The organism is Mycobacterium sp. UM_Kg1 (genome assembly GCF_000972925.1).
Lineage (GTDB): Bacteria > Actinomycetota > Actinomycetes > Mycobacteriales > Mycobacteriaceae > Mycobacterium > Mycobacterium hiberniae.
Map to the genome: position 1 here is coordinate 1 of NZ_JRMK01000022.1, position 26,465 is coordinate 26,465.

Annotated in this window: 27 protein-coding genes; 18 read left to right on the forward strand and 9 right to left on the reverse strand. The window is 65.3% G+C overall.

Annotated elements, in window-relative coordinates; genetic code table 11:
* Positions 1-375 precede the first annotated feature (375 nt).
* Both LI92_RS05460 and ppk2 read left to right on the forward strand, forming a co-directional pair.
* The gene (locus tag LI92_RS05460; protein ID WP_046316818.1) at positions 376-1,770 is read left to right on the forward strand and encodes a WS/DGAT/MGAT family O-acyltransferase; all 1,395 of its coding nucleotides are present in this window, start codon (positions 376-378) and stop codon (positions 1,768-1,770) included.
* Complete coding sequence (ppk2, locus tag LI92_RS05465) at positions 1,767-2,597, forward strand: polyphosphate kinase 2 (protein WP_046316820.1); 831 nt, start codon at positions 1,767-1,769, stop codon at positions 2,595-2,597. The genes LI92_RS05460 and ppk2 overlap by 4 nt, the downstream gene beginning before the upstream one ends.
* Before the next feature lie 49 nt (positions 2,598-2,646).
* Here ppk2 and LI92_RS05470 read toward each other — a convergent pair whose 3' ends face one another.
* Positions 2,647-3,099 carry a hypothetical protein gene (locus LI92_RS05470; RefSeq protein ID WP_046316822.1) on the reverse strand — a complete coding sequence of 151 codons (453 nt, stop codon included), beginning with the start codon at positions 3,097-3,099 and terminating at the stop codon, positions 2,647-2,649.
* A gap of 259 nt (positions 3,100-3,358) precedes the next feature.
* On the opposite strand from LI92_RS05470, the gene LI92_RS05475 reads away from it, so the two are divergent.
* The 8 genes from LI92_RS05475 to LI92_RS05510 are packed head-to-tail and all read left to right on the forward strand — an operon-like array spanning position 3,359 to position 12,601.
* Positions 3,359-4,171: an MlaE family ABC transporter permease gene (locus tag LI92_RS05475; RefSeq protein ID WP_046316824.1), complete on the forward strand. Its 813-nt coding sequence runs from the start codon at positions 3,359-3,361 to the stop codon at positions 4,169-4,171.
* A gap of 13 nt (positions 4,172-4,184) precedes the next feature.
* Entirely contained in the window at positions 4,185-5,033 is an 849-nt protein-coding gene (locus LI92_RS05480; RefSeq protein WP_046316826.1) for an MlaE family ABC transporter permease, read from the forward strand.
* Positions 5,034-5,049: 16 nt separating this feature from the next.
* A complete protein-coding gene (locus LI92_RS05485) occupies positions 5,050-6,243 on the forward strand; it encodes an MCE family protein (RefSeq protein WP_046316828.1) in 1,194 nt (397 codons plus the stop codon).
* Positions 6,240-7,271, forward strand: coding sequence for an MCE family protein (locus tag LI92_RS05490; protein ID WP_046316829.1), 1,032 nt, complete (start codon positions 6,240-6,242; stop codon positions 7,269-7,271). The genes LI92_RS05485 and LI92_RS05490 overlap by 4 nt, the downstream gene beginning before the upstream one ends.
* Complete coding sequence (locus LI92_RS05495) at positions 7,271-8,353, forward strand: MCE family protein (RefSeq protein ID WP_046316886.1); 1,083 nt, start codon at positions 7,271-7,273, stop codon at positions 8,351-8,353. Before LI92_RS05490 ends, LI92_RS05495 begins: the two co-directional genes overlap by 1 nt.
* On the forward strand, positions 8,350-9,813 hold the full coding sequence (locus LI92_RS05500) for an MCE family protein (protein ID WP_082109568.1): 1,464 nt from the start codon (positions 8,350-8,352) through the stop codon (positions 9,811-9,813). The genes LI92_RS05495 and LI92_RS05500 overlap by 4 nt, the downstream gene beginning before the upstream one ends.
* The gene (locus tag LI92_RS05505) at positions 9,813-11,054 is read left to right on the forward strand and encodes an MCE family protein (protein WP_046316831.1); all 1,242 of its coding nucleotides are present in this window, start codon (positions 9,813-9,815) and stop codon (positions 11,052-11,054) included. Before LI92_RS05500 ends, LI92_RS05505 begins: the two co-directional genes overlap by 1 nt.
* On the forward strand, positions 11,054-12,601 hold the full coding sequence (locus LI92_RS05510) for an MCE family protein (RefSeq protein WP_046316834.1): 1,548 nt from the start codon (positions 11,054-11,056) through the stop codon (positions 12,599-12,601). The genes LI92_RS05505 and LI92_RS05510 overlap by 1 nt, the downstream gene beginning before the upstream one ends.
* Before the next feature lie 47 nt (positions 12,602-12,648).
* Here LI92_RS05510 and LI92_RS05515 read toward each other — a convergent pair whose 3' ends face one another.
* Positions 12,649-13,161, reverse strand: coding sequence for an Rv2253/PknI dimerization domain-containing protein (locus tag LI92_RS05515; RefSeq protein ID WP_046316838.1), 513 nt, complete (start codon positions 13,159-13,161; stop codon positions 12,649-12,651).
* Positions 13,162-13,303: 142 nt separating this feature from the next.
* Between LI92_RS05515 and LI92_RS22180 the strand changes: the two genes are divergently transcribed.
* The 4 genes from LI92_RS22180 (at position 13,304) to LI92_RS05530 (ending at position 15,613) form a co-directional block, all read left to right on the forward strand.
* The gene (locus tag LI92_RS22180; RefSeq protein ID WP_082109569.1) at positions 13,304-13,699 is read left to right on the forward strand and encodes a hypothetical protein; all 396 of its coding nucleotides are present in this window, start codon (positions 13,304-13,306) and stop codon (positions 13,697-13,699) included.
* Positions 13,692-14,093: an Rv2576c family protein gene (locus LI92_RS05520; protein ID WP_046316840.1), complete on the forward strand. Its 402-nt coding sequence runs from the start codon at positions 13,692-13,694 to the stop codon at positions 14,091-14,093. The genes LI92_RS22180 and LI92_RS05520 overlap by 8 nt, the downstream gene beginning before the upstream one ends.
* 144 nt (positions 14,094-14,237) lie before the next feature.
* The gene (locus LI92_RS05525) at positions 14,238-15,008 is read left to right on the forward strand and encodes an Rv1363c family protein (protein ID WP_286134873.1); all 771 of its coding nucleotides are present in this window, start codon (positions 14,238-14,240) and stop codon (positions 15,006-15,008) included.
* Positions 15,005-15,613: a hypothetical protein gene (locus LI92_RS05530; RefSeq protein WP_353585442.1), complete on the forward strand. Its 609-nt coding sequence runs from the start codon at positions 15,005-15,007 to the stop codon at positions 15,611-15,613. Before LI92_RS05525 ends, LI92_RS05530 begins: the two co-directional genes overlap by 4 nt.
* Positions 15,614-15,621: 8 nt before the next feature.
* Here LI92_RS05530 and LI92_RS05535 read toward each other — a convergent pair whose 3' ends face one another.
* From LI92_RS05535 to LI92_RS05545, 3 genes are read right to left on the reverse strand one after another with little or no spacing between them, the layout of a single operon-like run.
* Positions 15,622-16,236, reverse strand: a complete 615-nt coding sequence (locus LI92_RS05535) for a PaaI family thioesterase (RefSeq protein WP_046316894.1) — start codon at positions 16,234-16,236, stop codon at positions 15,622-15,624.
* Positions 16,233-17,780, reverse strand: coding sequence for an FAD-binding protein (locus tag LI92_RS05540; RefSeq protein ID WP_046316842.1), 1,548 nt, complete (start codon positions 17,778-17,780; stop codon positions 16,233-16,235). Before LI92_RS05540 ends, LI92_RS05535 begins: the two co-directional genes overlap by 4 nt.
* A complete protein-coding gene (locus tag LI92_RS05545) occupies positions 17,773-18,309 on the reverse strand; it encodes a flavin reductase family protein (RefSeq protein WP_046316845.1) in 537 nt (178 codons plus the stop codon). Before LI92_RS05545 ends, LI92_RS05540 begins: the two co-directional genes overlap by 8 nt.
* A gap of 196 nt (positions 18,310-18,505) precedes the next feature.
* Here LI92_RS05545 and LI92_RS05550 point away from each other — a divergent pair, with 196 nt between their 5' ends.
* A complete protein-coding gene (locus LI92_RS05550; protein WP_502691401.1) occupies positions 18,506-19,105 on the forward strand; it encodes a PadR family transcriptional regulator in 600 nt (199 codons plus the stop codon).
* A gap of 16 nt (positions 19,106-19,121) precedes the next feature.
* Here the strand turns inward: LI92_RS05550 and LI92_RS05555 are convergent, their stop codons facing one another.
* Positions 19,122-20,801, reverse strand: a complete 1,680-nt coding sequence (locus tag LI92_RS05555; RefSeq protein ID WP_046316850.1) for a 3-ketosteroid-delta-1-dehydrogenase — start codon at positions 20,799-20,801, stop codon at positions 19,122-19,124.
* Between the two features lie 126 nt (positions 20,802-20,927).
* On the opposite strand from LI92_RS05555, the gene LI92_RS05560 reads away from it, so the two are divergent.
* Positions 20,928-22,109, forward strand: coding sequence for a 3-ketosteroid-9-alpha-hydroxylase subunit A (locus tag LI92_RS05560; RefSeq protein WP_082109570.1), 1,182 nt, complete (start codon positions 20,928-20,930; stop codon positions 22,107-22,109).
* Complete coding sequence (locus tag LI92_RS05565; RefSeq protein ID WP_046316854.1) at positions 22,099-22,380, forward strand: hypothetical protein; 282 nt, start codon at positions 22,099-22,101, stop codon at positions 22,378-22,380. Before LI92_RS05560 ends, LI92_RS05565 begins: the two co-directional genes overlap by 11 nt.
* Positions 22,381-22,405: 25 nt before the next feature.
* Here the strand turns inward: LI92_RS05565 and LI92_RS05570 are convergent, their stop codons facing one another.
* Complete coding sequence (locus LI92_RS05570) at positions 22,406-22,996, reverse strand: TetR/AcrR family transcriptional regulator (RefSeq protein ID WP_286134875.1); 591 nt, start codon at positions 22,994-22,996, stop codon at positions 22,406-22,408.
* A 276-nt stretch (positions 22,997-23,272) separates the two neighbouring features.
* On the opposite strand from LI92_RS05570, the gene LI92_RS05575 reads away from it, so the two are divergent.
* Positions 23,273-24,214 carry a hypothetical protein gene (locus tag LI92_RS05575; protein ID WP_286134876.1) on the forward strand — a complete coding sequence of 314 codons (942 nt, stop codon included), beginning with the start codon at positions 23,273-23,275 and terminating at the stop codon, positions 24,212-24,214.
* A 66-nt stretch (positions 24,215-24,280) separates the two neighbouring features.
* Here LI92_RS05575 and LI92_RS05580 read toward each other — a convergent pair whose 3' ends face one another.
* Together LI92_RS05580 and LI92_RS05585 are read right to left on the reverse strand one after the other, a co-directional pair.
* The gene (locus tag LI92_RS05580; RefSeq protein WP_046316900.1) at positions 24,281-25,357 is read right to left on the reverse strand and encodes a hypothetical protein; all 1,077 of its coding nucleotides are present in this window, start codon (positions 25,355-25,357) and stop codon (positions 24,281-24,283) included.
* 144 nt (positions 25,358-25,501) lie between these two features.
* Positions 25,502-26,458 carry an alpha/beta hydrolase gene (locus LI92_RS05585; RefSeq protein WP_286134877.1) on the reverse strand — a complete coding sequence of 319 codons (957 nt, stop codon included), beginning with the start codon at positions 26,456-26,458 and terminating at the stop codon, positions 25,502-25,504.
* Positions 26,459-26,465: the final 7 nt, after the last annotated feature.

The window sequence follows — 26,465 nt, forward strand, 5'->3', positions numbered from 1 at the left end:
GCCGGATGTGCCGGACGAGTTCGACCCGAATGCTTGTGGCGCGCCCGGACGCATCCCGACGGCGCCGGTGAACGTCCGGGCGGAGCCGGTGGTGTCGGGCGGGCCGGTGGTTCGTAGTCGCCCAATGGCGCGACGGCCGGGCGATGAGGCAGGCAGGGGTCGGCAGGCACGGCAACTCTCCAAGTTCGGTCCGGGCGGCGGGCCTGCTGGAGAGTGGCAGGGCGTGTGCGCCCGATCATCGCACAACGGCGGCACGCGCGTATTCGCGTGCGCCGCCTCAGGCGGGCGGGCTACCGTGAGCGGCAGTGTATTTCTCCGATCAGGGGGCTGGTCCAGTGCCCGGCCGGATCGATTCAGCAGGGAGGGCGGGCCGCGATGGTGAACCGGCTGTCGGCGTCGGAGGCCTCTTTCTACCGGCTGGAGAACACCACCACGCCGATGTACGTGCAGTCGCTGTTCATTCTGCGCAACCCGCGTGGCGGGCTGGGCTATGACAAGCTGCTGGAGACCATCGAGCAGCGGTTGCCGCAGATCCCGCGTTACCGGCAGACCATCCACGAAGTCACCCTGGGCTTGGCCCGCCCGGTGTGGGTTGACGACCACGAGTTCGACATCACCTATCACGTAAGGCATCTGGCGGTGCCTTCTCCCGGCAGCGATCGGCAGCTGCATGAGCTGATCGCGCGGCTGGGTCAACAACCGCTGGATCGGGCCCGGCCGCTGTGGGCTGTCTATCTGATCGAAGGGCTGGCCGACAACCGGATCGCTGTCTACCTCAAGTCGCACCAGGCGTTGGTCAACGGCATGGCGGCTCCGGCGATGGGGCACGTGCTGGTGGACCGCACCCAACGTCCGGCGCCGTTCGACGAAGACATCTGGGTGCCGCGCGCCGAGCCCGGCGCCGTAGAGCTGGTGCTCGGTGCGCTCGGGGACTGGGTGGCCGCTCCGCGCACCCAGCTGCAGGCGGTGGGGGCCACGGTGGGCGGACCGCTGGCCTGGGCGGGCCGCAAGACCGTCGATGCGCTGCGGGCCATCGTCCGCGGTGCCGCTCCGCAGAGCCCGCTCAACACGCAGGTTTCGCAGAACCGCCTGTTCACCGTGGCACGCGGGTCGCTGGAGGACTACCGAAAGGTCCGGGCCCGCTATGAATGCGCCATCAACGACGTCGTGCTCGCCGTGATCACCGGCGCGCTGCGTAACTGGTTGCTGGCCCGCGGGGAGCCGGTCGGGCCCACGCGCACGGTTCGGGCCCTGGCGCCGCTGTCGGTGTACCCCGACCACGAAATCGACTCCGCCGGGCAGCCCATCGGTGCGGTGACGCCTTTCCTGGTGGATCTCCCTGTGGGAGAACCGAATCCGGTGGTGCGGCTCTCCCAGATCGCTTATGCCACCGAATCGCATCCCACCTCGACCGGGTTGGTGGATGCCCGCACCATCTTGACGGTGGCGGGTTTCGCCCCACCGACCCTGCACGCGATGGGTGTGCGCGTCGCGACCGCCTATGCCGGGTTCTCCGGGCGGGTGTTCAACCTGCTGATCACCAACGCGCCGGGTTCTCAGCGACAGCTCTACGTCTGCGGCGCCAAGTTGCTCGAGACGTACAGCGTGCCGCCGCTGCTGCCCAACAAGGCCCTGGCGATCGGGGTGACGTCCTACAACGGCACGTTGTACTTCGGTGTCAATGCCGACCGCAAGGCGATGAGCGACGTCGGCATGGTCTCGGCACTGCTGGATGAGTCTTTGGCCGAACTGTTGGAGGCAGCGCAGTGAGCGACGACGAATTCGCATCCGCCTCAAGGCGGCTCGCCGACGATGTGTACCAGAAGGAGCTGCTGCGTCTGCAGAGCGAGTTCGTCAAGCTCCAGGAGTGGGTTCGCGCGACCGGCACCCGGGTGGTGGTGATCTTCGAGGGCCGTGATGCCGCCGGAAAGGGCGGTGTCATCAAGCGCATCACCGAATACCTGAGCCCACGCACGGTTCGCATCGCTGCCCTTCCGGTCCCCACCGAGCGGGAACGGGGGGAGTGGTACTTCCAGCGCTACGTCGCACACTTGCCGGCCAGCGGTGAGATCACCCTCTTCGACCGGTCCTGGTACAACCGGGCCGGGGTGGAGAAGGTGATGGGCTTTTGTACCGCCGATGAGCATGCACGTTTCCTCAAGCAGGTGCCGGTGTTCGAGCAGCTTCTGATCGACGACGGAATCCTGTTGCGCAAGTATTGGTTTTCGGTCTCCCAGGCCGAGCAGCTGCGCCGCTTCCGGAAGCGCCGCAATGACCCGCTGCGGCAGTGGAAGCTCTCGCCGATGGACCTGGAGGCATTGCGCCGCTGGGAGGACTATTCGCGGGCCCGGGACGAGATGATGTCCCACACCGATACGGCGTCAAGCCCCTGGTACGTGGTCGAGTCCGAGGTGAAAGCCCATGCACGGCTGAACATGATGGCGCACCTGTTGCGGTCGATTCCCTATCGGGAGGTGGAGCGCGAGCGCGTGGACTTGCCGAAAAAGCCGGTCGTCACCGGCTTTTACCAGCGCCCCGACCGCAGCCACTATCGGTACGTCGAGGACTACGCCGCCACCCTGCTCGGCGACAGTTGACAAGACGCCCAGCGCACCGCCTTTCCATCGCGGCGATTCGCCGGCTCGATCAGAGACGGACGAGGGTGAATGGATAGGTGGCGCTACCCGCCGGCGCCCCGTCGCAGCCGCCGGCAAACGACGACGTCAGTGTTCCCTGCAACGTGTTCGCATCCCAGGAATACACATCGTGGGTCGGGATGAGCTGACCGTAGTAAATGTTTCCGCACCGCAGCCCGTCCGGAACGTCGACGGCTAAGGTATAGCGGCCGTCGGAGATGTGGGCGTTGCCGGTGTACTCGAATGCCCTGGCCACCGGCATCGGAATTGCGCTGATGTGGACGCAGTTGGCCGGACCGTCGATACATCGCGACACCGCCCACGTCCACGTGTGGAAGTCGTTGCGTTCCGGAATGATCAGTTGGTAATTGGCAAAGAACGGCTCGGCATGGCTCAGCGGCGACACGACCAGCACTGTCGTCACCAGCGCTGAAAGCGCACTGAGCAGTCGCGCTGTCTTCATGCGAATCCTCCATCGAGGTCGAACGCAGCGGGAGAACTCAGGCGGGGGCTCGGGGGCAATGGCACCGGGGAACCCCTATCTCTGTGGTCGACGCCTGGACAGCCGATACGTTCCCGTCCGACCCGCCTCGACGCCGCGACGCTTCCCGGTAGGTGGGACATCGTGTGCCGGCGGACACCGTGGGCTGCCAACGTGTCCTGTGGCCGCCGCCGAGCCGGGCGGGACGGTGACAGGTCGAACAGCGAAGGGTTTGCGGTACATGGTGAACAGTGCCCAGGACCGCTGGTCGTCCGGCTTGCGGGTGCTCGGTACCGGCGGAGCCGGAACCATGCAGGCAGTGGGCGGCCTGCTGGCCATGTCGGCCGACGCGGTCAAGTTCCTGTTCCGCCGTCCCTTCCAAGGCCGAGAACTGCTGGAACAGTCTTGGTTTGTGGCCCGGGTGTCACTGATGCCCACCGTTCTGGTCGCCATCCCGTTCACCGTCCTGGTCAGCTTCACCCTGAACATCCTGCTGCGCGAGTTGGGGGCCGCGGACCTGTCCGGAGCCGGGGCGGCGTTCGGCGCGGTCACGCAGGTCGGACCGATGGTCACCGTGTTGATCGTGGCCGGTGCCGGGGCAACGGCGATGTGCGCTGACCTGGGATCGCGCACCATCCGCGAAGAGATCGATGCCATGGAGGTGCTCGGGATCAACCCGGTTCAGCGCCTCGTGGCGCCCAGGATGCTGGCCGCGGGCATCGTCGCACTGCTGCTCAACAGCCTGGTGGTGATCATCGGGATCCTCGGCGGCTACACCTTCTCGGTCTTCATTCAGGGCGTCAACCCCGGGGCGTTCGCGGCCGGGATCACCCTGCTCACCGGGGTTCCCGAAGTGATCATCTCGTGTGTGAAGGCGGCACTGTTCGGCCTGATCGCCGGAGTGGTGGCCTGCTATCGGGGGCTGACCATCAGCGGAGGAGGGGCCAAGGCGGTGGGCAACGCCGTCAACGAGACAGTGGTGTATGCCTTCATGGCACTGTTCGTGGTGAACGTGGTGGTGACCGCCATCGGCATCCAGATGACGTCGGACTAGCCGGGTTATCGCGATGGCCGCCATACGCGTACTTCACCCGCAGCTGGCGCGGGAGCTGAACAGACCGATCGAGGTCATTGGCCGGATCGGCGATCACACCGCGTTCTACGGGCGCGCTCTGGCCGGTGTGCCACGCGCGGCATCGACCTACCGTCATGAAGTTATCCGCCTCATTGCCGAGATCAGCATGGGGGCGGGTACTTTGGCGATGATCGGCGGGACCGTCGTCATCGTCGGGTTTCTCACGCTGGCCGCGGGCGGAACGTTGGCGGTACAGGGCTACAGCTCGCTGGGCGACATCGGCATCGAAGCCCTGACCGGATTTCTGGCCGCATTCATCAACGTTCGGATATCGGCCCCGGTGGTTGCCGGAATCGGCCTGGCGGCGACGTTCGGTGCCGGCGTAACGGCGCAGTTGGGTGCCATGCGGATCAACGAGGAGATCGACGCACTGGAGACCATGGGCATCCGGGCCGTCGAATATCTGGTGAGCACCCGCATTGCGGCCGGAATGGTCGCGATCGCACCGCTGTACTCGATCGCCGTGATTCTGTCGTTCACCGCCAGCAAGCTGACCACCGTGGTGATGTTCGGACAGTCGGCAGGCCTGTACAACCACTACTTCGCCACGTTCCTCAATCCGCAGGACCTGTTGTGGTCGTTTCTGCAGGCGATCCTGATGGCGATTGCGGTACTGCTGGTCCACACCTATTTCGGCTACTTCGCCGCGGGGGGCCCCTCGGGAGTGGGGGTGGCCGTGGGCGCAGCGGTGCGGACCTCACTGGTCGTCGTGATCTCGGTGACACTGCTGGTGTCGCTGGCGGTCTACGGATCCAACGGCAACTTCAACCTGTCGGGTTAAGGGCGGCACAGCACTGATGGCGACGACTTCGAAGGCACGGCGAATTCTGTTGGGATTGACCACCGTGGCGGTGGCTGTGGCCACCGTCGCGGTAGCCCTGGGATTCTTCCGCGGCAGCTTCACCAGGACCGTTCCCGTCACGGTGCTGTCGCAGCGCGCCGGGCTGGTGATGGACACCGGCGCAAAGGTGAAACTGCACGGCGCTCAAGTCGGCTCGGTGAAGTCAATAGAATCGCTACCCGATGGGCGCGCCGCGTTGCACCTCGCGATGAACCCCTCCTACCTCGACGTCATCCCCGCAAACGTGCGCGTCGGTATCGCCTCGTCCACCGTGTTCGGTGCGAAGTTCGTCGATTTGGTTCCGCCGGAAGAACCCTCGGCTGACTCTCTGCGGACGGGGCAGGTGCTGGATGCCGAACATGTCACGGTCGAGATCAACTCGGTCTTCGAACGCCTGTCCTCGGTGCTGCAGAAGATCGAACCCACCAAACTCAACGAGACCCTGGGTGCGCTGGCCACCGCATTGGACGGCCGTGGCGATCGGATCGGTCAGATGATGAGCGACCTCGATGAGTTTTTGGCGCGAACCGATTCGAGCTTGCCGGCAATGGAGCGCGAGCTCACTGTCGCACCTGCCGTGGCCGATGCCTATGCCGACGCGGCACCTGACCTGACCGCCGCCGCCGCGGCAGCGACCCGGATGAGCCAGACGATTGTCAGCGAACAGCACAACCTGGACACGTTGCTGCTCAGCGCGATCGGTCTGGCCGACACGGGCAATGACGTCGTGGGAACCAACCGTCAGGCGATCACCGATGTCATGCACCTGTTCGGCCCGACCACAGACCTGACCAATCAGTACCACGAGGCGCTGAACTGCGGGTTGGGCGGTGCGGTGGAGCTCGCCAAAGCGCCGGGTACGCCGGTACCCGGCGGCCTGCTCCTGCAGACCGTGGTTTTCGGTCAAGAGCGTTACCGGTATCCGCAGAACCTGCCGAAGGTCGCCGCCACGGGCGGCCCACAGTGCACCGACCTCCCCAAGGTCGGCTTCCAGAAGAGCCCACCGTTCGTGATCGCCGACGTCAACGCCAACCCCGCGCAATACGGCAACGAGGGGATTCTGCTGAACTCCGACGGACTCAAGCAGCTGCTGTACGGGCCTATCGACGGACCACCACGAAACAGCGCACAGATCGGTCAGCCAGGATGAGCGGCCTCGGCAAGACGGCGCTCAAGTTCGGTGCGTTCGGTCTGACGATGGTGATGTTGACCGCTGTCATTCTCGCGATCTTCAGCCAATACCGGTCCGGCGCCACCAACGCCTACTCGGCGGTCTTCCAGGATGCCTCCAGCCTCAAGGCGGGAAATTCGGTGCGCGTCGCCGGCATTCGTGTCGGCACCGTCCGCAAGATCGCATTGCAGCGCGACAACACCGTCCTGGTGTCCTTCGACGCCGACGACAATGTGCGGCTGACCGAGAGCACCAAAGTCGCTGTTCGCTACCTGAATCTGGTCGGCGATCGCTACCTGGAGCTCATCGACGAGCCGGGGTCGACCAGGATCCGGCCGCCGGGATCTCGCTTCGGTGTCGAACAGACTGAGCCGGCCCTGAACCTCGACCTGCTGCTCGGCGGTCTCAAGCCCGTCATTCAGGGTCTGAATCCCGACGACGTCAACTCGCTGACCAGTTCGTTGATTCAGATCCTGCAGGGACAGGGCGGTGACCTGGAGTCGTTGTTCACCAGAACGTCGTCGTTCACCAATGCATTGGCCGACAACGGACAAGTCGTGGAACAGCTCATCGCGAATCTGAACGACACGTTGGCGGTGCTCTCGGAGGACGGGAAGAAGTTCTCCGGAGCGGTCGATGGCCTCGAGCGCCTGGTGAGCGGTCTGGCCGCCGAACGCGATCCGATCGGCAAAGCGATCACCGCTCTCGACAACGGGACGGCCTCGTTGGCCGGCCTGTTGACTCAGGGCCGCGCGCCGCTGTCGGGAACGGTGGATCAGTTGACCCGGCTGGCCCCGCTGGTGGCCAACGAAACCGACCTGGCCAGGCTCGACCTGCTGATGCAGAAGACTCCCCAGAACTATCGCAAGCTGGTTCGACTCGGCTCATACGGCAGTTGGCTGAACCTCTACATCTGCGGCGTCTCGGTTCGGGTCACCGATCTGCAGGGTCGTACGGCTCACTTCCCGTGGGTGATCCAGAACACCGGAAGATGCGGGGAGCCCTGATGCTGAAATACCGGGAATCATCGCTTGTTCGTCTGGGACTCGTTGGTCTGGTGCTGATAGTGCTGATCATCATGGTCGGGCTGCAACCCAAGCAGCTCCTGGCGATGGCGACGTCGATCCGATACCAGGCGTTGTTCGCCGAGGCCGGCGGCCTGGCGGCCGGCAACAATGTGAAGGTGTCGGGCGTCAACGTCGGCACGGTGTCCAAGGTTTCCCTCGATCACGGCAAAGCGCGGGTGAGCTTCGCCGTCGACAGTCGGGTGCGACTGGGCGTCGACACCACCGCGCACATCGGAATCGCAACGCTGCTCGGCGAGCGGGTCCTGGTCATCGAGCCGCGCGGTCCCGGCAGTATCGGCGCCCTCGGCGTCATCCCGCTGACCCGTACCGCCTCGCCGTATTCGCTGACCGACGCGCTCGGGGAGTTCACCTCGAACACCGCGGCGACCGACACCGCGACCATCAACCAGTCTCTGGACACGTTGTCGGCGACCATCGAGCGACTGGCGCCTGCGCTGGCCCCCACGTTCGAAGGGGTGAGTCGGTTGTCCAAGTCGCTGAACAACCGCAATCAATCGTTGAGCGCCCTGCTTTCCTCGGCCGCCGATGTCACCGGGGTCCTGGCCGAACGCAGTGAGCAGGTGAATCGGCTGATCCTCAATGCCGACGACCTCCTGGCGGTGCTGCAGGATCGTCGCCACGCGATTGTCGACCTGCTGGCCAACACCTCCGCCGTGGCACAGCAATTGTCCGGGCTCGTCGATGACAACGAGCAGGAACTGGCTCCTACGCTCACGCAGCTCAACAAGGTCGCAGAGATGCTGGAACGCAACCGCGACAATCTGGAGAAGTCCCTCAAGGGCCTGGCCAAATACCAGCTGACGCAAGGTGAGGCCGTCAACAACGGGTTCTACTACTACGGGTTTGCGTCCAACCTGCTTCCCGGGCCGGCGATCCAGCCGTTCCTCGACTACGCACTCGGATTCCGTCGCGGAGTCAACGCCGGCCAGCCGCCCGACAACGCCGGTCCGCGGGCGGAATTCCCGTTCCCCAACAACGGGATTCCCGGGGGTTCGCGATGAGTGTCAGGACAGTGCTCGGCAGCCGGGGAAAGAAGCTGGCCGCCCTCGGTATCGCGTTGGCGATGGCCGCTGCCGTCGTGTTCGTCGGCTATCAGAAGCTGATGGGGCCCAAGACGATCGTCGCGTACTTCACTTCGGCAACGGCTGTCTATCCCGGTGACGAGGTCCGCGTGGTGGGCGTGCGGGTGGGCACGATCAAATCGATCGAGCCGTTGGGAACTCGCACCCGGATCGTGCTCGCGGTGGACCGTGCGGTGCCCGTTCCCGCAGACGCGAAGGCGATCATCGTGGCGCCCAACCTGGTGTCGGCTCGCTATGTGCAGCTGACCCCGGCCTATGAATCGAGTCCTGCGGCCAGTGGTGCCACCATGCCCGACGGTGCCGAGATCGGCGAGGACCGGACCGCCGTACCGGTCGAGGGGGACGAGATCAAAGAGCAGTTCACCAGGCTCGCCGCCGACCTGGGCCCGTCCAGCGGCGTGTCGAGCACTGCGTTGGGACATTTCATCGATACCACCGCCGACGCCATGGCAGGAAATGGTGACAGGCTGCGCCAGACTATAACTCAGCTGGCCGATGTCGGCAGGGTTCTGGGAAAGGGGAGCGGCGACATCGTCGGGGTGATCACCAATCTCCAGACCTTCGTCGCCGCGCTCCGTGACAGCAATACGCAGATCGTGGAGTTCCAGGGTCGACTCGCCGATGTGACGAGCGTTATCGACGGCAGCCGCTCGGACCTGGACTCGGCCATCACCGAGCTGTCGGCCGTCGTCGGCAAGATTCAGCGGTTCATCGCGGGTTCGCGTGATCAGACCGTCGAACAGGTCGAGCGACTGGCGAATGTGACGCAGGTGCTCGCCGACAACAGCATGGTGGTCAAGAACGTGCTGCACGCGGCGCCCAATGCATTGGTCAACGGCTACAACATCTACAACCCCGACACCGGTGGCCCCCGAGGATCGTTCGCGATGAACAATTTCGCGAATCCCGTCGCGACGATCTGCTCGGCGATCGCCGCCGTCGAGAATGTCACGGCCGAGGCGTCGGGCAAGGCGTGCGCGCAGTATCTGGGACCGGCGCTGCGCCTGATGAACTTCAACTATCTGCCGCTGCCCTTCAACGCCTACCTGGGTCCCTCTCCGAAGAACGTGATCTATACCGATCCCGCGCTGGCGCCCGGGGGCGGGGGAACCGACCGCGGGCCGCAGGAGATCCCGCCGGCGGTCTCGGCCTATACCGGTGTCGGCGACGTGCCCCCGCCGCCGGGGTGGACCGATCCGGCGCATCCGCCGGGGGCGTACGCGCCCGACGGCATGCCCGCGCATCGGCACCCGGCCCTGTATCCGGGTGCGCCCATTCCGCCCGGGGTGGCGCCGGCACCGGCGCCGGCCGCATCTGATGTGACCGAGCTGCTGTTACCGCCAGGAGCCGGCCTGTCGGCCCCGGGGGGTGCGCCGTGATGAGGAAGATGTCGATCCGGAGGCTGGCCACCGTCGCCTGCTGCGCGGCCCTGATCACGTCGGGCTGTTCCTTCGACGGGCTCAACTCGCTGCCGCTTCCGGGCACGGTCGGAACCGGCTCCGACGCGGTGACCTACCACGTGCAGATTGCGAACATCGGCACGCTGGAATCGAATTCACCGGTGATGGTCAGCGACGTGGTTGTCGGAGCCATTCGCCGGATGAAGGTCGAGGACTGGCGGGCCGACGTCGAGATCTCGGTCCGTCCTGATGTGGTGATTCCGGAAAACGCGGTGGCAGCGGTGGGGCAGACCAGTTTGTTGGGGTCGATGCACCTGGCCTTGGACCCGCCTCTGGGCGAGGCCCCCACGGGTCGGTTGGCCCCGGGGGCGACCATCGCCTTGTCCAAGTCCTCGACATACCCCTCGACCGAGCAGACTCTGTCGTCGCTGTCTGTGGTGGTCAACGGAGGTGGCCTCACTCGCATCGGCGACATCGTCCATAACTTCAACGCGGCGCTCGACGGCCGGCAGGTTCAGATCCGGGATCTGCTGACTCGGATGAACACGGTGGTGACGCTGCTGGACAGTCAGCACGACAACATCATCGCCACGATCTCGTCGCTGAACCGGATGGCGGCGACGTTCGCCGGACAACGCGACGTACTGACCGGCGCACTGAACCGGATTCCTCCGGCCCTCGAGGTGCTGAACAAACAGCGCCCGCGACTGGTCACTGCGTTGGACAAGCTGGGCGACTTCAGTGCTACCGCGAACCGACTCATCAACGACTCACAGGACGACATCGTTCGCAACCTGAAGAATCTCGAGCCGACGGTGCGCGCACTCGCCGATATCGGGCCGGACCTGACCACCGCGATTTCTTACCTGCCCACCTACCCCTACACGCAGGAATTCATCGACCGCGGCATCCGCGGCGACTATATGAATCAATTCATCGTGTTCGACTTCACCATTCCCCGTATGAAGAGGGGCATATTGCTCGGAACCCGGTGGGGTGACGCGAGCACCTCACTGGTACCGGCGCCCGGCGACCCGTGGTACTCGACCTACACGCGGGACCCGCTGCACGCACCGCTGGGTCCGCCGCCGACCGAGGTGGCAAGCCTGCCGCCGCTGACGGCCGCCGACACCGACGGTTACGCGGCAACCGACGGGCCCGTCAGCTCACCCCAACAAGACGGCGACGTGTCGTCCCCACCGGCCCAGGGCGGAAGCTGATGCTGACCCGATTCGTTCGTAGCCAACTGATCATCTTTTCCATCGCCTCGGTGATCGGCCTCAGCTCGATGGTCTTGGTCTACATGCAGGCGCCGGTCCTGCTGGGTATCGGGCGCATCTCGGTGACGCTGCAACTGCCGACCACCGGCGGCTTGTACAAGTTCTCCAACGTGACCTACCGAGGTGTCGAGGTGGGCAAGGTCACCGACATCCGGCCAACCCGCCTCGGCGTCCACGTGTCGATGTCGTTGAAGTCCTCGCCGAGGATTCCCGCCGACCTGCAGGCCAACGTGCGCAGCGTATCGGCGGTGGGCGAGCAATACGTGGATCTGGTACCGCGCACCGATGCCGGTCCCTACCTCGAAAACGGTTCCACCATAACCGCTGACAACGTGTCGCTGCCGAAGCCGGTGGGCCCGATGCTGGATCAGATGAGCGAGTTGGTGACCAGCATCCCCACCGGCAAGCTGGGGGCCCTACTCGACGAATCGTTCAAGGCGCTCAATGGAACGGGTAACGATCTCGGCTCGCTGTTCGAGTCGTCGAGCGAGCTGGCCGCCCGGCTCAACGGAGCCGCCGACAGCACGCGCGGGCTGATCGACGACAGTCGGCCGCTGTTGGAGGGTCAAGCAGAAAGCGGTGACGCGATCCGAACCTGGGCGCGCAGCCTGGCCGGGATCACCCAACAGGTGGATGCGCGTGATGCGGAAGTCCGGACCATCCTGCGCGCCGGATCTGGCGCAGCGGACGAGGCGTCCCGGCTGTTGTCCGAGGTCAAGCCGACACTGCCGCTGCTGTTGGCCAATCTCACCACGGTCGGCCAGATCGGCCTTGTTTACCATCGATCCATCGAGCAGCTGCTGGTGTTGTTGCCGCCGTATTTGGCCGCCACCCAGTCCTACGGGTCCTCCCTGAACAATCCGACGGGGATGGCGCTTTCGGAGTTCAGCCTTACTCTCGGCGACCCGCCCGCATGCACGGTGGGGTTCTTGCCGCCGTCGTCATGGCGTTCGCCGGCGGACCTTAGCGACGTGGATACGCCGGACGGCTTGTACTGCAAACTACCGCAGGACTCTGCCATCGGGGTTCGCGGTGCGAGGAACTTTCCGTGCATGGCTCAGCCCGGGAAGCGCGCGCCGACGGTCGAGATCTGTGAGAGCGACCAGCCTTTCGAGCCGCTGGCCATGCGCCAGCATGTTACCGGCCCCTACCCGATCGACCCCGCGCTGATCGCTCAGGGTGTTCCGCCGGATGATCGGATCACCTTCGGGGACCACATCTTCGGCCCTTCCGAGAACCCGGCCATGCCGGCTCCCGGCGCCGCCGAGGGTGATCCGGCGCCGCCGGAGGTAAAGGCGGCGCCTCCCGAAGGGGCCGCTTCGGCTGCGCCGAGTGGCTATGCCGCGGACACCGCCGGCCCCTCGGTGGCATTTGCCACCTACAACCCGCGGACCGGTCAGTACGCGGCACCCGACGGCAAGGTGTACAGCCAGTCGGACCTGGTCCGTCCGGCGCCGCGGAGTTGGGAAGACATGCTCCCGAAATGAGGATGATGCCCGTCGGGAACGGGCAGCGGATCATCCGATCCGCCGATTCATCCGATCTTGGTGAGTTTGAACGGCATGTTGATGTACACCGGCTTGTTCGACCCGCACGCGCCGCTGGGGCCGGTGGTGATCTCTTCGCCGACCAGCGTGGTCGACGTCGGGTCCGCGTTGGCGCCCTCGGGTGTCATCGCCTTGAAACGAAAGGTCTGCAGTCCAGGCGCGGTGCTGCCATCCGGACACGGGATCCAGTTGTCGATGGGCCGCTTGACGTACCACACGGAACTTCTCTGGTAGATGGGCGCTGTCCAGGCCTCGTCGCTGCGCACCGTCCCGGTGCACTCGCCCGGGTAGCTGCATTCGGTGCTGATGGTCCAGGTGCTGCGCCGGCTGGGCTGATCGTAGAAAACCTCGTTCTTGCGGGCCCATTCGCCGTTGGAGGTGGCGGTATAGGTGCCGTTGAGGCCCCAGTCGGGGTGATCGGCCCGCGCGATGGTGACCGAAGCTGTGCCGGTGAGCGCCACCAAAGCGACGGTGACCGCGATGGCGGGCCCACGGGGCATAGCATGCTCCTCGGATCGGTCTTAGACAGCGAGACTTCGGCGTCCGCAGTAAACCTCGCTCCGAGACAGCAGCAGCTCCAGATGTCCGCTGAGTGGACCGTCAACATCTCGGAGCCGCGCCACCCTGACAAAGTTGCCAAGTATGCGGCGAAGAGCGCTATTGGCTGCGGCGGCCTTGGTCGCGGCGTTGACGACGACGGTCCCCGCCGGGGCGGATCCCGTCTCGTGTGATGACCCGTCGTGCGTACCGGGCCTGACCAGGGGAGTCGTCCTGGGGCAGGCGTGTCCCGACACCGCTTACTACGTCTTCGGGACTGCTGTCGCAGGACCCTCCATTCAGCCGGACAGGCTGGTGTTCTGCGGATCGCCGCGACGCTACGAGCCGCGATACTTCCGCTCCCCGCCGATGGTGGGCATCAAAGAACTGGGTTCCAGCTGTGCCGGATACGAGAACTGGGTGGCTCAGGCCCCCGATGGACTGTTTCTCAGCTGTCAGTCGAAGAACGGCGCCCCGCGGTGGAGTCGCGGTGATGGCTAAGAAGCCCTTGGCGGCGGTGCTGGCCGCATTGGTCTTTCCGAGTGCGCCCGCACACGCGGACCCGCCCGGTCCGCACGAGGTCGTCTACACCGTGACCACGCAGTCCCCGGTGGCCGCGGACATCTACTACCGGGATACGGATCCGCCGACGTGGGCCGCCTACAGCCACAATCCCTACGAGTTCAGCCCCAAAGTACGGGCAGAAGTCGGCCCCGGCAGACCGTGGGTGCTGCATGCCACCTTGGTCGATCCGCAGCGGTGGGCGATGGTGACGGCCACCAGCGGCCCTTCGCCGGCCGAGCCCGGGTTTCGGTGTGAGTTGAAGGTGGACGGAGCCGTGGTCGCCACCGCAGACGGCCCGAAGGGCGCACTGTGCGCGTTACGCCACTGGTGATCGATCAGCGGTTGACGGTCCCGATGCGGGTCAACCCGCCCACTGGGTGGGAGAGCGTCACCGCGGCGGCGGTGGCCGGGCTTAGTGTGCCGATGTCGGCCGTGATCGGCCCGACCCGGCGATGAAGGGAAACCGGTGGGCGCTATGTCGAAAACCGAGACCATGCCGGACGCGGTGATGCCCGCCGCGCAACCCTCGGCCGTCGACTCCGGTGAAGCGACGGCCGAAGATGTCCGCGTACGGGTGAAACGCGCCGAGGCCGAGGCCGCTGCGGCAGAAGCCGTGGCAGCCCAAGCGCGGGCCCGCGTCATCCGATTGCAGCAGCAGGCGCAGGATTCCGCCTCGGTCTCCGAGGCCGAACACCGTGGCGAGCCCGCGGCCGCCGACCGCGATTCATCTTGGCGTAGGCGGACTCGCGCTCTCCTTGCCGGGTTCCGGTGGCGACAGCTGGCCGCTGCCGGCAGTGTGCTGTGTGCGTGTGTCCTGCTCGTGGCGAGCGCGTTGATGCTTCGATCTCAGCAGACGGCGCAGGCACAGGAGCGTAACCGTGCTGAGTTCGTCGCCGCGGCGCGCCAAGCCGTGGTGACCTTGATGTCGATTGATTTCAACGATCCCCAGGGCAGTGTGCAGCGAATCGTCGACAATTCGACTGGTCCTTTCCGGGATGAATTCCTCGGCGCTGCAGACGACTTCAGCAGAGTCGCCAAGGACGCCAAGGTGACCACCAAAGCTACGGCGACGGCCGCCTCGGTCGAATCGATGACCTCGGACTCCGCTGTCGTCCTGGTGTCGGCCTCGTCCACGGTGACCAATGCCGCCGGCGCCGACGAATCCCCGCGCAGGTGGCGTCTGACCGTTGACCTGCGGCGGGAAGGAGACCAGATCAAGATGTCGAAAGTGGAGTTCGTGCCGTGACGGTTGAGCAAGCCGCCGTCGCCGAGTTCGTCGAGGAAGCCGACGAGCAGCTCGGTGTGGACGATCACGTCGACGCCGTCCTGCCGACTCCCGGAGTGGCCGGCCGAGCCGGGGTAGTGCTCGGCGCACGCCGCACGGCGCTTTTCCCCGGTCTCATCCTGGCGATTACGGCGCTGTTGGCGACGGTGCTCTATGCGACCGTCTACCGTCCCGTTCAGCAGTCCGGTGATGCGGCGGGCGACGCGGCCGTCCGCGCCGCGTCATCGGCGACGGTGGCATTGCTGACGTATGCGCCCGAGACTCTCGATCGCGACATCGAACGGTCCCGGACTCTGATGTCCGGCGATTTTCTGACCTACTACAGCAAGTTCACCACTGATGTCGTCGCACCGGCCGTGCGCACCAAGGGAATCAAGGCGACAGCCCAGGTGGTGAATGCCGGCCTGATGGAGATCCAGCCGAACGAGGCGAAGGTGCTGGTGTTTCTCAACCAGGAAACGGTCAGCCGGGAACGGCCCGAACCTGCGCTCACCGCCAGCAGTGTGGTGGTGACTCTGGCCAAAGTCGATGCCCAATGGCGGATTTCGGCGCTCGACCCGGTGTGATTCGGTAGTCAGGTTCTGGCGACCGGCCTGATGAAGATCCCCGTGGCGTGGACGGTGACGCGACCCTGGGAATCGAGAAGATGCCCTTCGGCGAACGTTTTCCCGCCGTCTTCGCGCGCCACCCAGGATTCCGCCCGCAATCTGCCCAGCGGAGTCGGCGCCACGTAGCGAAGCGTCAGGGTCCCTGTGAAGGCGGGACGGTCACGCCGGTGTGCGGTGGCGCCCAGCAGGTGATCGAGGATCAACGCGCACACACCGCCGTGGACGAGTCCCGGAGGGCCCTCGTAGGCGGCGCCCAGTACAAGGTCGGCCACCGCGCGCTGCCCCGCTTCGTCACGGTCAACGCGCAGCGGCGGTGCTATGGCGTTGCGCATGCCGATCGCCACGTTGCCCCAGGGCAGGCTCCGCCCATCCGTGGCAGTGCGGACCCCGAAGGGCGCGGGGTCCAGTCGCGATCCCAGTATCTCGCCGGCCTGTTGGATCAGTGCGTGCGCCCTGCGCACGTCGGACTCGTCCGCGCGGCTGCGAATCGTGACGTCGATGAGTTCACGCAGGGACTGGGTCAACGGTTCGTAGACGGCCTGGGCGCGCTGCACGTCTTCCGGCGTGATCGGCTCGCTCAGCACCGGTCCTCCTGTGCTGCCATGTCCAGCGCCGCGAGATGACTGAACAGCATTGAGGCGCCGATCGGGTTACCGCCGCCGGGATAGGTGGTTCCGCTGACAGCAGCCATGGTGTTCCCGGCGGCGTAAAGCCCCGGAATGACCGAATCATCGGCGGTCAAGACCCGAGCGCGTGCGTCGGTTCGCAACCCGCCCTTGGTACCGAGATCCGAGACGCCGAACGCGGCGGCGTGGTACGGCGGGGTGTCGATGGGGACCAGCGGCGAGGCGCCCTCGGTGAACACCCGGTCATAGGCTTCGTCTCCTCGGCCGAAGTCCTCATCCGCGCCGGCTGCTGCCTGTTTGTTGAATCGCTCGACGGTTGCCGTCAGCTGGGCGCTCGGAACGCCGATGGCCTCGGCGAGGTCGTGCAGAGTGTCCGCCGTATGCCACAGGCCGGCTCGGTGGTAGTCGGCGGCGTCGACCATCGACACATTCGTCGCGCCGACCGGGGGAATACCGTCGGTCCGATTGTCAAAGATCATCCAAAACGGCAACGACGCTTTGCCGGAGGCGATCTGCGCCAGCACGTCGCGCCCGAGCCGGTCGTAGGGGGCCGATTCGTTGACGAACCGGCTGCCATCGTGGTTGACGAAGATCCCACCGGTGAACCACAGCGCGAAGGCTGCCTTTCCGCCGGGGTGAATCATCCCCGGCGACCACCATGCCTGATCCATCAGATCGATGTCGGCCCCGACCGCGATGGCCGCCAGGTGGGCGGTTCCGACATTGCCCGGTGCGCCCATGGTGTCCCGTGCGCTGCCGGGCACGCGGTACCGCGCGCGCATGGCCGCGTTCTGTTCGAAGCCGCCTGAGGCAAGCAGCACTCCGCGCGTGGCCCCAACCCGCACCGGTTGGTGGTCGTGTTCGATCACCGCGCCCACCACGGTGCCGTCCTCAACGATCAGCTCGGTGAGAGGGGCGTTTCGCCAGCACAGAGCGTTCGGAAGCTTGTCGAGTGCGGCCAGGAATCGTCCGACCAGTGCGCGGCCGCCGGTCAGCAGCTCCGGGGCCGGGCTGCCGAGGCGTTCGGCATCCAGCGGCCCGCGCACCGACCCGCGGTAGCTGCCGAGCTCCTGATCGGACACCGGCACCGGGACGGTATGACGGTAGCCGTCGGCGCGGGCGCCGGGAACAGACCCGTAGTAGTCCGGCCAGGGGAAGGCCACAAACTCGAACCCCGGGTCTTGTTCCAGGTATTCGATCAATCCCGCACCACCGCGAACGTAGGTGTCCTGGAGGTCGTGCGGAGTGCGGTCGCCGACGACGGCGTGGAAGTAGCGCAGGGCGTCATCGATCGTGTCGTCGGCGCCGGCACGTTTCAGCGCGGGATTGCACGGGTACCAGACCCCGCCGCCGCCGGAATACGCGGTGGTGCCGCCGAACTGGTCGGTAGCCTCCACCAGCAGTACCGAAAGGCCTTCGCGTGCTGCGGTGTAGGCGCCCGCCAAGCCGCCCCCGGAACCCGCGACGACCACATCGACGACCGAATCGAAGTCAGCCATGGCGGCCGCCGTCGAAGCCGCTGTAACCGCCGAAGCCGCCCCGGTAGAACAGCAGGGGACCGCTTTCCTGCTGGGCCCGCAGACCGGTCACCCGTGCGATCACGATCGTATGGTCGCCGGCCTCATGTTCGGATTCGACGTCTGCCTCGATCGACGCGAGCGTGCCGTCCAATGTGGGCGCCCCGTTGGCACCCGGGTACCAGCTGATCCCACTGAACTTGTCGCGGCCACGAACGGCGAATTGTGTGCCCACGCCCACCTGGTGTTCGGCGAGGATATTGACGCAGAGCCGGCCGACGTCGCGGATCGCCGGCCAGCTGCTGGAGGTCTTGGCCGGACAGAACGAGACATATGGCGGGTCCAGTGATACCGATGTCACCGATTGGCAGGTGAATCCGAGCGGCTTGCTGCCATCATGTGCGGTGATGACGGCGACACCGGTACAGAAGTGGCCCAGTACGTGACGCATCGCCGGAGCCTGCGGCATCAGCAGGTCGCCGGGTGGGGTTCGGGTGGTGTCGGCGGGCATGCCTCTCCTCGCGTGGGCGAATTCGTCTGCTTGTCACTGTCGGTCCTGGGGCCCACCGGTGCAACGCGGAATCCCGGTCAGCGGTAGCCGCCGCTGCGGCAAGTGCTGTCGTTGTTAGCCTTGTTCGGTGACCGAATCAGCCGACAATGCGCGCGACGCGTGGAGCGTGTCGCCCACGGGTTGCGCGCTGTTGGGGATGCTTTCGGGCGGAGACGAGCTCTCCGGGTACGACATCAAGAAGTGGTTCAACTGGACCATCCGGTTCTTCTACTCCAGCCCGGCATACAGTCAGATCTATTCGGAGTTGAAGCGGCTTGAGCAGCAGGGGCTGGTCACATCCCGCGTTGATGCCGGGGTTCGCAGTCGACGGATGTACCGGATCACCGACGCCGGACTGGCCGCGGTCACAAAGTGGGCCAACGAGGAACCCGTCGAACCTCCCACGCTCAAGCACAACCCGTTGCTGCGGGTCATTTTCGGTCACCTCATGAAGCCCGGCCGGCTCCGGGAGATTCTCACCGAGCATGTCGCCCACGTCGAGCAGATGCATCGTGCGGCGGCAACCGAGGCCCGTTGGACCGGTGAGGAGCCGGCCTGGTCCTACGCCCGGCTGGCGCTGCGCTGGTCGGAGGAGTACTACGCGGCCGAACGGGAACTGGCGCTGCAGATGATCAAGGACTTGGACGAGGTCGATGAGATCTTCGCCAAGGGCGGTGAAGAGGGTACGAAGTTCCCGGTGCGCGACTACTGGTATGAAGTCGAGCGGCGTATCGCCGCCGAAGACGATCAGACCTAGCGGCCGGGTCGCCCGCTCACTCGAGCTTGCCGGCCGCGTGCTGCGCCGCGATGTATCCGAACACCAGGCCCTGACCGATCGTCGCCCCCGCCCCGGGATAGCTTGCGCCGAAGGCGTTGGCCGCGGTGTTGCCGATCGCGTAGAGCCCGTCGATGGCCGACCCGTCCTCGCGCAGCACCCGCCCGCGGACGTCGGTGCGAAGTCCGCCGCAGGTTCCCAGATCGCTGAGAACCACCTTTACGGCGTAGAACGGTCCGCTGCCGAGGGGACGCAGATTCGGATTCGGGGCGATCGTCGGGTCGCCGTAGTAGCGGTCGTACGCACTCGCGCCCCGACCGAAATCGGTGTCATCACCTGCGGCGGCCAACCGGTTGAAGCGGTCGAGCGTGGCGCCGAACGTCGACGGATCGACACCGATCGCACGCGCCAGGGCCGTTATATCGTCGGCCCGGTGCGCGATACCGGCGTCATACCACGTGGTGGGGATCGGCATCCGCGGGAACAGTTCTGCGGCCATGAGATAGCTGTTGCGGTACCTCTGATCGAAGATCATCCACATCGCCTCGACCGGGTTGCCCGCGCGTTCGCGTTCGAGCAGCTGCTGTCCGAACGACATGTAGTCGACGGCTTCGTTGACGAATCGTTGCCCGTTCTGGTCGACCAGCAGGCAACCGGGAAGGGATCGTTCGGCAAGCATCACCGTCGGCTCGCCGCCGGGCAGCGGCGCGAAAGCCGGAAACCACCATGCCTGGTCCATCAGCGCAGTGCCGGCGCCGCAGGAATCCTGAGCCAGGCGAATGCCGTCGCCGACGTTCCCTTCGGCACCGAGGCTGGCATGCTCGCCGAGCCGCTCGGATTGAAACTTGTGGCGCCAGTCCATCCGATGGTCGAAGCCGCCCGCAGCCAGCACGACACCACGACGGGCGGTGACGGCCACCGGGGTGCCACTGCGGTTCACAACGGCACCGACAACGCGGTTGCCGTCGACAAGCAGCTCGGAGACCGGGGAGTCGGTCCATACCGGGATACCGGCGCGCAGGACGCCGGCGAACATGCCTGCCGCCAACGCCTGTCCGCCCGCGGCGTATCGCCTTCGCAAAGCGAGCCCCCCGATGCCCTGGAAGGCGCGAAGGAGGATCCGGGGCCACGACTTTCGTGGAACCCGGACCATCAGGTTGAGCCAGCGATAGTCAGCGCCGGTCACCGGCATGGGAAACGACGACTTCATCACGCCGGGACGCAACCGGGCCAGTTCCGGGCCGAGCACAGCGGTGTTGAACGGCCGGCATTCGCAGGTGCGCCCGATCGCGCTGCCCCCGGACCTTTCGGGATGATAGTCCGAATAGCCCTTTGCCCATTGAAATTTCATCGGGGTGGTGCGTTGCAGCATCTGAACCGTGGGCCCACCGTAGTAGAGGAAGGCGTGTGCCCGGTCGTGAGCTGACGCCGCGCCGACGACCGAGTCGAGGTAGGTGCGTCCAGCTGCCAGCGTGTCGTCAGACCCGGACCGGGCGAGAATCGGGTTGGCCGGCATCCAGAACGCACCGCCCGAACGCGCCGTCGACCCTCCGACGTACGAGGTCTTCTCCACGATCAGTGTCGACAAGCCCGCCTCATGTGCGGCCAGCGCCGCCGCCATTCCGGTACCAGAACCGACTACGAGCAGATCGACAGTGATGTTGTGTGGATCGGTCACCGACTGATTGTCCGACGGGCAACGACGAGATATCGCCACCCTGCCCGGTCAGTGGAACACCGCCCCGTTCATCACCTCGCGCGGTGCTAGAACCAAAGCAGCTCCTACAGGCGATGAACAGCGAGGATGGCCGGAATGACACCGTCAGAGCACAACGGCTCCGAAGAGGTCCGTGAGATCGAGGCGCAGGCCGCCCCGGCGCGCTACGCGCGAGGCTGGCACTGCCTCGGACTGACCCGTGATCTGGGCGACGGAAAACCGCACTCGATCAATGCCTTCGGCGGCAAGTTGGTGGTCTTCCGCGGCGAGGACGGCAAGATCAATGTCCTGGACGCCTACTGCCGGCACATGGGCGGCGATCTGTCCGACGGTGAGGTCAAGGGCAACGAGATCGCCTGTCCGTTCCACGACTGGCGTTGGGGCGGCGATGGCCGCTGCAAGAAGATTCCCTACAGTCGACGGGTCCCCAAGCTGGCCCGTACCGCAACCTGGCCGACCATGGAGCAGGACGGCATGCTGTTCGCCTGGAACGACCCGGAGAAGAAGGCGCCGCCGCCCGACGTCACGATTCCGCGCATCGAAGGTGTCGGTGGCGACCAGTGGACCGATTGGCATTGGTACAGCACGATCGTCAACACGAATTGTCGCGAGATCATCGACAACATCGTCGACATGGCGCACTTCTTCTACATTCACGGCGGTCTGCCGACCGCCTTCAAGAACGTGTTCGAGGGGCACATCGCCACCCAGTACTACAAGAGTGAAGCGCGACCGGATCTCGGCTCCGGCGAGGGTGCCGCGATTCTCGGAACGACATCGGTGGCGTCCTACTACGGCCCCTCGTTCATGATCGACGACCTCACCTACCATTACGAGCACGGCGATCAACGGACCGTGTTGCTCAACTGCCACTACCCGATTGACGCGAATTCGTTTGTCCTGCAGTACGGCATCACCGTGGAGAAGTCGGAGGGTCTGCCGGAGGATGCTGCGATGCAGATGGCCGTCGCGCTCGGCGACTTCGTGAAGATGGGCTTCGAGCAGGACGTGGCCATCTGGCGGCGCAAGGCCCGCATCGACAATCCGCTGCTGTGCGAGGAGGACGGACCCGTCTACCAGGTGCGCCGGTGGTACGAGCAGTTCTATGTCGACGTCGACGACGTCACCAACGACATGGTTGATCGATTCGAGTTCGAGATCGACACCACCCGTCCCCGTGAGGCCTGGATGAGCGAAGTGCAGGACAACATCGCCGCCAATCGGCTGCCTCGGCTGGTAGGACTGACGACCTCGGAACATGCTTCCTGACAACCGGTTGAGCGACGCGCCGATGACGCCGGTGCGCTGCGGATCGTGCGGCGCCCGGGTACTGGCCCGTAAGAGCAGCTGGGAACAGACCAGTGTGCAATGGAACGGCGCTGCCATGGCCCGGTGCCGGGAACGGCAGAGTGTGGGCGAGCGTCCCTCGGTCTGCGGCGCGGACCTGAGGCCGGGCACCTTCCTGGTGTGCGCACGCCTGCGCGCTTCGATCGAGGAGGCTGTCGGCGCGGGTTCGTTACCCGTGCTTGATGGGCTCTGATCGCCGCCGATGAAAAGGTCCGGTATCACCGCGGGGACAGTGTTGCGACAACCATCGTGGCACCCGCACGCACCGCGCGCTCCAATTCAGCGAAGTCGCCGCTGGCCACCCAATACAGGTAGGCCTGCCGACAGATTTGCACCATCAGGTGGGCGGGCAGCTCGCGGATGAACGGATCATCGCCGAGGTCGTAGCGCGCGCTGAGGAACTCAGAGATCGGCTGCACCAAGCCTTCTCCCCAGTCCAACCACCGGAGGCGATACTGGGGATCGGAGATGATCAACGCCAGAAATTGACGGTCAACCTCAACGTGACCGCGGCGGGGCACCTCGGTACAGAACGCTTCAACCAGTGTGGCGATGCTGTTGCTGGAGGCGGGCGCGTTACGGAGGACCTCTACGCTTAGGTCGCCGAAACTCCGCAATAACGGCATGACGACGTCTTCTTTGACCGGAAAATGCCGGTGAAACGTGCGTGGCGCCACTCCGGCCGCATCGCAGATCCGCTCCACCGTCGCCGATGTGTCGCCATCGGCGAGGAAGATATCGCGTGTGGCCAATGCGATGGACATGCGGAGTTCCTCGCCCCGTCGCTCGGTGAGCGTCAGCTTCCTCACGCACTGCTCCTCTGCTCTGGCGAGTCGCGCATATTCCCAGGTCATCGTAATCGCAGCGGCTCGCATTCTCCCGTGCGGCCGGTACGCACCCGCCCTCCCACTGAGTGGAATTCGTGCCATCAGCCTGGGTTGCCACACCTACATTTGCGGGTGGCAGAAACTGCCACGTATGCAGGATATGCCATCCGCATGCGGGGCGTTCACGGCGCTTGACACCCGGTGGCGGTGCGAGCGGTGTTTGCCGGCTCGGCAATCTCGACGAAAGGAATGAGCTCGATGAGCGAAGCGGTTGAAGAGTTGAACTACAACGACTACACGCACGACTTCACGGGCGAAGTCGGCAACATCCAGGACTTCTCCAGGGATTTCCTCCTTGGGCTGGCCCGCGTCTTCGAAGACACCCTGAACTTCACGACGTACGCGCACGTCACCACCTACGCGGAGAAGGTCGGCATCAACGCCGCCATGGACGTCGCCGCCCGTGTATCGCGCGCCGGCTTGCGTCAGGTGATGCCCATGGGCAGATATATCGCGCCGCCAGGTTGGGACTGGAAAGACGCCCAGTACCAGGCTATTCCGTTCGACGTTCAAACTGAGGACCTCACCAAGCCGGCGTTGCTCCGGCTGATAAGGACTTATTGGGACCAGTACCTCAAGGGGCACAACTACTTCATTGATCAATGGACGAAAATCATTCCCGAAGAGGACGTTTGGCTCGCTCTCCCGGGCATGTACCAGATGATCATCGACTACCAGTACCCCAAGCTGTCGAAGGTCCTCAACATCGAACCGGTGCATGTCGTCGACTACCTCAAGATGGCCTGTATGAGTATCGACGGAACCATGGGTTACGGCGGCGAGTACATCGTCATCAACCCGGACTACGTCGTCCTGAACATGCGCCGCTGCGAGGTGATGCAAAGATACATGGACGAAGGGTTGTACCCGCCGGCTCGAGCCTTTATGAACTGCACATTTGAACAGCGGATCTCGGCGCCGTTCTTTCCCGGTTGTAAGCTCGACATCAATATTCCGCCGCCAGACCTCAAATTCAAAGAGGGCGAGCCATTTTGCGTGTGGACCTATACGCGTGGTGAAGAGAACCACCGACTTGCCGCAGGGGCGCCCGACCCGCGTGAAGCCGCTATCAAGATCGCCAAAGGCCAGGAGGCGAGAAGGGCGCTGAAGTTGGCGAAGGCGCCGGCCGCTCCTGCTTAACCATTGGTGATTTACCGTGGTGTGGTCCTGCCGATGAGGCAGGACCACACCGGAAAGTGGGGCAGCTCAGGCGAGCTGGAAGGCGCTCAACGGCGCTTCTTGCGGATACACCGCAGGGCCGCCGAGGTCGTAGCCCGCGTTCAGTGCGCCGATGAACGCGGCGTCGTGCAGCGGCTCGCTCGGGATGTCGAGTTTGTAGCCCCTTTTGCTCAAGTCATCGACCATCATGTCGATGGCCTTGTCGATCGTCAGATCGTCGGAGTGATCCATGTTCTTCTTGAGCTCGTCGTAGTCCTGGTAGACCTCAGATGACCAGTGCACCAGGAATCGGAGCTCGTCTGTGTGATGGCGTGCGATGACGTCGTCGCCGTTCTTGAGCACCCAGTGGTCGCGGGACTCCGCGTCGCCGGCGAACACCGTGTCGAATGCCAGCCCGGCGGGAACCTGTTGTTCGAGCGGACCGTTCGCCTCGCCCCGGTGCACGAGCATCTCGTTCTGCACCACCACGCCACGGTTGTAGACCGGCGGGAGAATGCGCTCGGGTGCACGCAGCGGGCCGTTGGGCCAGTAGGTGAACCCGCTGCCCTCGTCCAAGGAGAACCACGTGATGACCTGCGCCATCTTGATCATGTAGTCGGCGAACAGGCCGGACTTGCCCATGACGCTGACCAGCCAGGTCGGGGCGTTTTCGTAACGCACACCGCGAAAACTCGGCGAATCGAGATGTCCCGGGTCACGGTTGGCGCACGGGCCGTTGATGTTGAACAACATCATCTGAGGCTTGGCGTACTCGGCGTTCCAATACGACTTGGCCATGTCCAAGAACCCGGCGTTGTAGAAGCAGTCGTGTAGCTCGGGGTAGAGCACTGTGCCGTGATTGGCCAGAAAGCCGCGAAAGGTGGGTGTCAGGAACAGATCCAAGGTCGGAGTGAAGCCCTCCGGAAACTTGCCGCTCATGGTGGCGATGAGTTCTTCGGGGGAGGCGAAGTGCTGCGCGATGATCAGCCGCCACGGCCCGTCCCTGCGGACCACGTCCAGGAGGCGCTCGCGCTGGTCTTCGGTGTAGACATCGGCGATCTCGCGGGGCGGCGAAGCGGGGCGCAGGATGTCGGACAGCTCCATCCGCCGCTCTTCGGTGAGCATCACAGGGACTCCTTTTCTGTAGTTCCGGCGCTGAACCGCACGCCCGTTGCTGGTCTCGATTGTGTGCTGCGCCACCGCCATCCCGAACCCCTTGTGTCCGATCATCGGGACGTCAGTCGGGTGTCAGCCGCGCAACGCAGCTGCCTAGAACGGCATGGGGTGTGCGAATTTGGCGCGTAGCAGCGCGCCTATCTCTGCCATCGCCAACCGTCCTCGTGCGGTCGCCTCCGACCGCATGAGAAAGCCGTGGTAGATGCCCGGGTAGCGGGTGATCGTGGTCTGTACCCCCGCATCGCGCAGCCGGCCGGCATAGCGCTCACCCCAGTCGGTGATCGGGTCGAGCTCCGCGGTGACGACGATGGCCTGGGGTAGGCCGCGCAGGTCGGTGGCGTAGGCCGGGACGCGGCGGACGTCGTGCGGGGATCCCGCACCGAGGTCGGCGAGTTCGTGTAGGTAGACGATGTCGTCGTGGGTCAGCATCGGGGCATCCGCACGGCGAAGAACCGAGTATGCGGCCATGTCGCGGTCCACTCCCGGGTACATCAGCAGCTGGGCGAAGATCGGGGGGCCGCCGTGGTCCCGGATCGCCAGGGCGACCGCCGCGGCCACACCGCCGCCGGCGCTGTCGCCGGAGACGACCAGCTTGCGCGGATCCAGTTTCAGGTCATCCGCATGGGCAGCGGTCCACTCGGTGGCTGCCATCGCGTCCTCGAACTGTGCAGGCGGAGGATTCTCCGGTGCCAGTCGATAGTCGACGGCCACCACCACCGCACCGCTCGCTGCTGCCATCGCCCGGGCCATCGGCTCGAATGAGTGATTGGAGCCCATGACCAGTCCGCCGCCATGGAGGTGGACGATCACCGGCGAGCGCTGCTCAGCGGAGTGCGGCCGGTAGATCCGCAGCGGAATCGGGCCGCCCGGACCTTCGGCCTCGGCGTCGATGATCTCGGCCATCTCGGCCATATCGGGGGGCAGTGGCGCGGATTCCAGGGCTGCGCGCACCACGGCGAGGCCGCGCTGCCGAATCGGCGTCGGCTCGCCGAATGACGCAACCCGGGCGGCGGCATCGGGGTCTAACGCGGGGACGTACGGCCCGTTCACAGCTGGG

Bases quoted from the DNA above. Each gene is read 5' to 3' on its own strand.
- LI92_RS05565 (WP_046316854.1), top strand. From the start codon at position 22,099: ATGCTTCCTGACAACCGGTTGAGCGACGCGCCGATGACGCCGGTGCGC.
- LI92_RS05460 (WP_046316818.1), top strand. From the start codon at position 376: ATGGTGAACCGGCTGTCGGCGTCGGAGGCCTCTTTCTACCGGCTGGAG.
- LI92_RS05505 (WP_046316831.1), top strand. From the start codon at position 9,813: ATGAGGAAGATGTCGATCCGGAGGCTGGCCACCGTCGCCTGCTGCGCG.
- LI92_RS05540 (WP_046316842.1), bottom strand. From the start codon at position 17,780: ATGGCTGACTTCGATTCGGTCGTCGATGTGGTCGTCGCGGGTTCCGGG.
- LI92_RS05485 (WP_046316828.1), top strand. From the start codon at position 5,050: ATGGCGACGACTTCGAAGGCACGGCGAATTCTGTTGGGATTGACCACC.
- LI92_RS05560 (WP_082109570.1), top strand. From the start codon at position 20,928: ATGGCCGGAATGACACCGTCAGAGCACAACGGCTCCGAAGAGGTCCGT.
- LI92_RS05550 (WP_502691401.1), top strand. From the start codon at position 18,506: ATGCTTTCGGGCGGAGACGAGCTCTCCGGGTACGACATCAAGAAGTGG.
- LI92_RS05495 (WP_046316886.1), top strand. From the start codon at position 7,271: ATGCTGAAATACCGGGAATCATCGCTTGTTCGTCTGGGACTCGTTGGT.
- LI92_RS22180 (WP_082109569.1), top strand. From the start codon at position 13,304: ATGCGGCGAAGAGCGCTATTGGCTGCGGCGGCCTTGGTCGCGGCGTTG.
- LI92_RS05500 (WP_082109568.1), top strand. From the start codon at position 8,350: ATGAGTGTCAGGACAGTGCTCGGCAGCCGGGGAAAGAAGCTGGCCGCC.
- LI92_RS05515 (WP_046316838.1), bottom strand. From the start codon at position 13,161: ATGCCCCGTGGGCCCGCCATCGCGGTCACCGTCGCTTTGGTGGCGCTC.
- LI92_RS05545 (WP_046316845.1), bottom strand. From the start codon at position 18,309: ATGCCCGCCGACACCACCCGAACCCCACCCGGCGACCTGCTGATGCCG.
- LI92_RS05580 (WP_046316900.1), bottom strand. From the start codon at position 25,357: ATGCTCACCGAAGAGCGGCGGATGGAGCTGTCCGACATCCTGCGCCCC.
- LI92_RS05525 (WP_286134873.1), top strand. From the start codon at position 14,238: ATGTCGAAAACCGAGACCATGCCGGACGCGGTGATGCCCGCCGCGCAA.
- LI92_RS05480 (WP_046316826.1), top strand. From the start codon at position 4,185: ATGGCCGCCATACGCGTACTTCACCCGCAGCTGGCGCGGGAGCTGAAC.
- LI92_RS05520 (WP_046316840.1), top strand. From the start codon at position 13,692: ATGGCTAAGAAGCCCTTGGCGGCGGTGCTGGCCGCATTGGTCTTTCCG.
- LI92_RS05575 (WP_286134876.1), top strand. From the start codon at position 23,273: ATGAGCGAAGCGGTTGAAGAGTTGAACTACAACGACTACACGCACGAC.
- LI92_RS05470 (WP_046316822.1), bottom strand. From the start codon at position 3,099: ATGAAGACAGCGCGACTGCTCAGTGCGCTTTCAGCGCTGGTGACGACA.
- LI92_RS05490 (WP_046316829.1), top strand. From the start codon at position 6,240: ATGAGCGGCCTCGGCAAGACGGCGCTCAAGTTCGGTGCGTTCGGTCTG.
- LI92_RS05475 (WP_046316824.1), top strand. From the start codon at position 3,359: ATGGTGAACAGTGCCCAGGACCGCTGGTCGTCCGGCTTGCGGGTGCTC.
- LI92_RS05510 (WP_046316834.1), top strand. From the start codon at position 11,054: ATGCTGACCCGATTCGTTCGTAGCCAACTGATCATCTTTTCCATCGCC.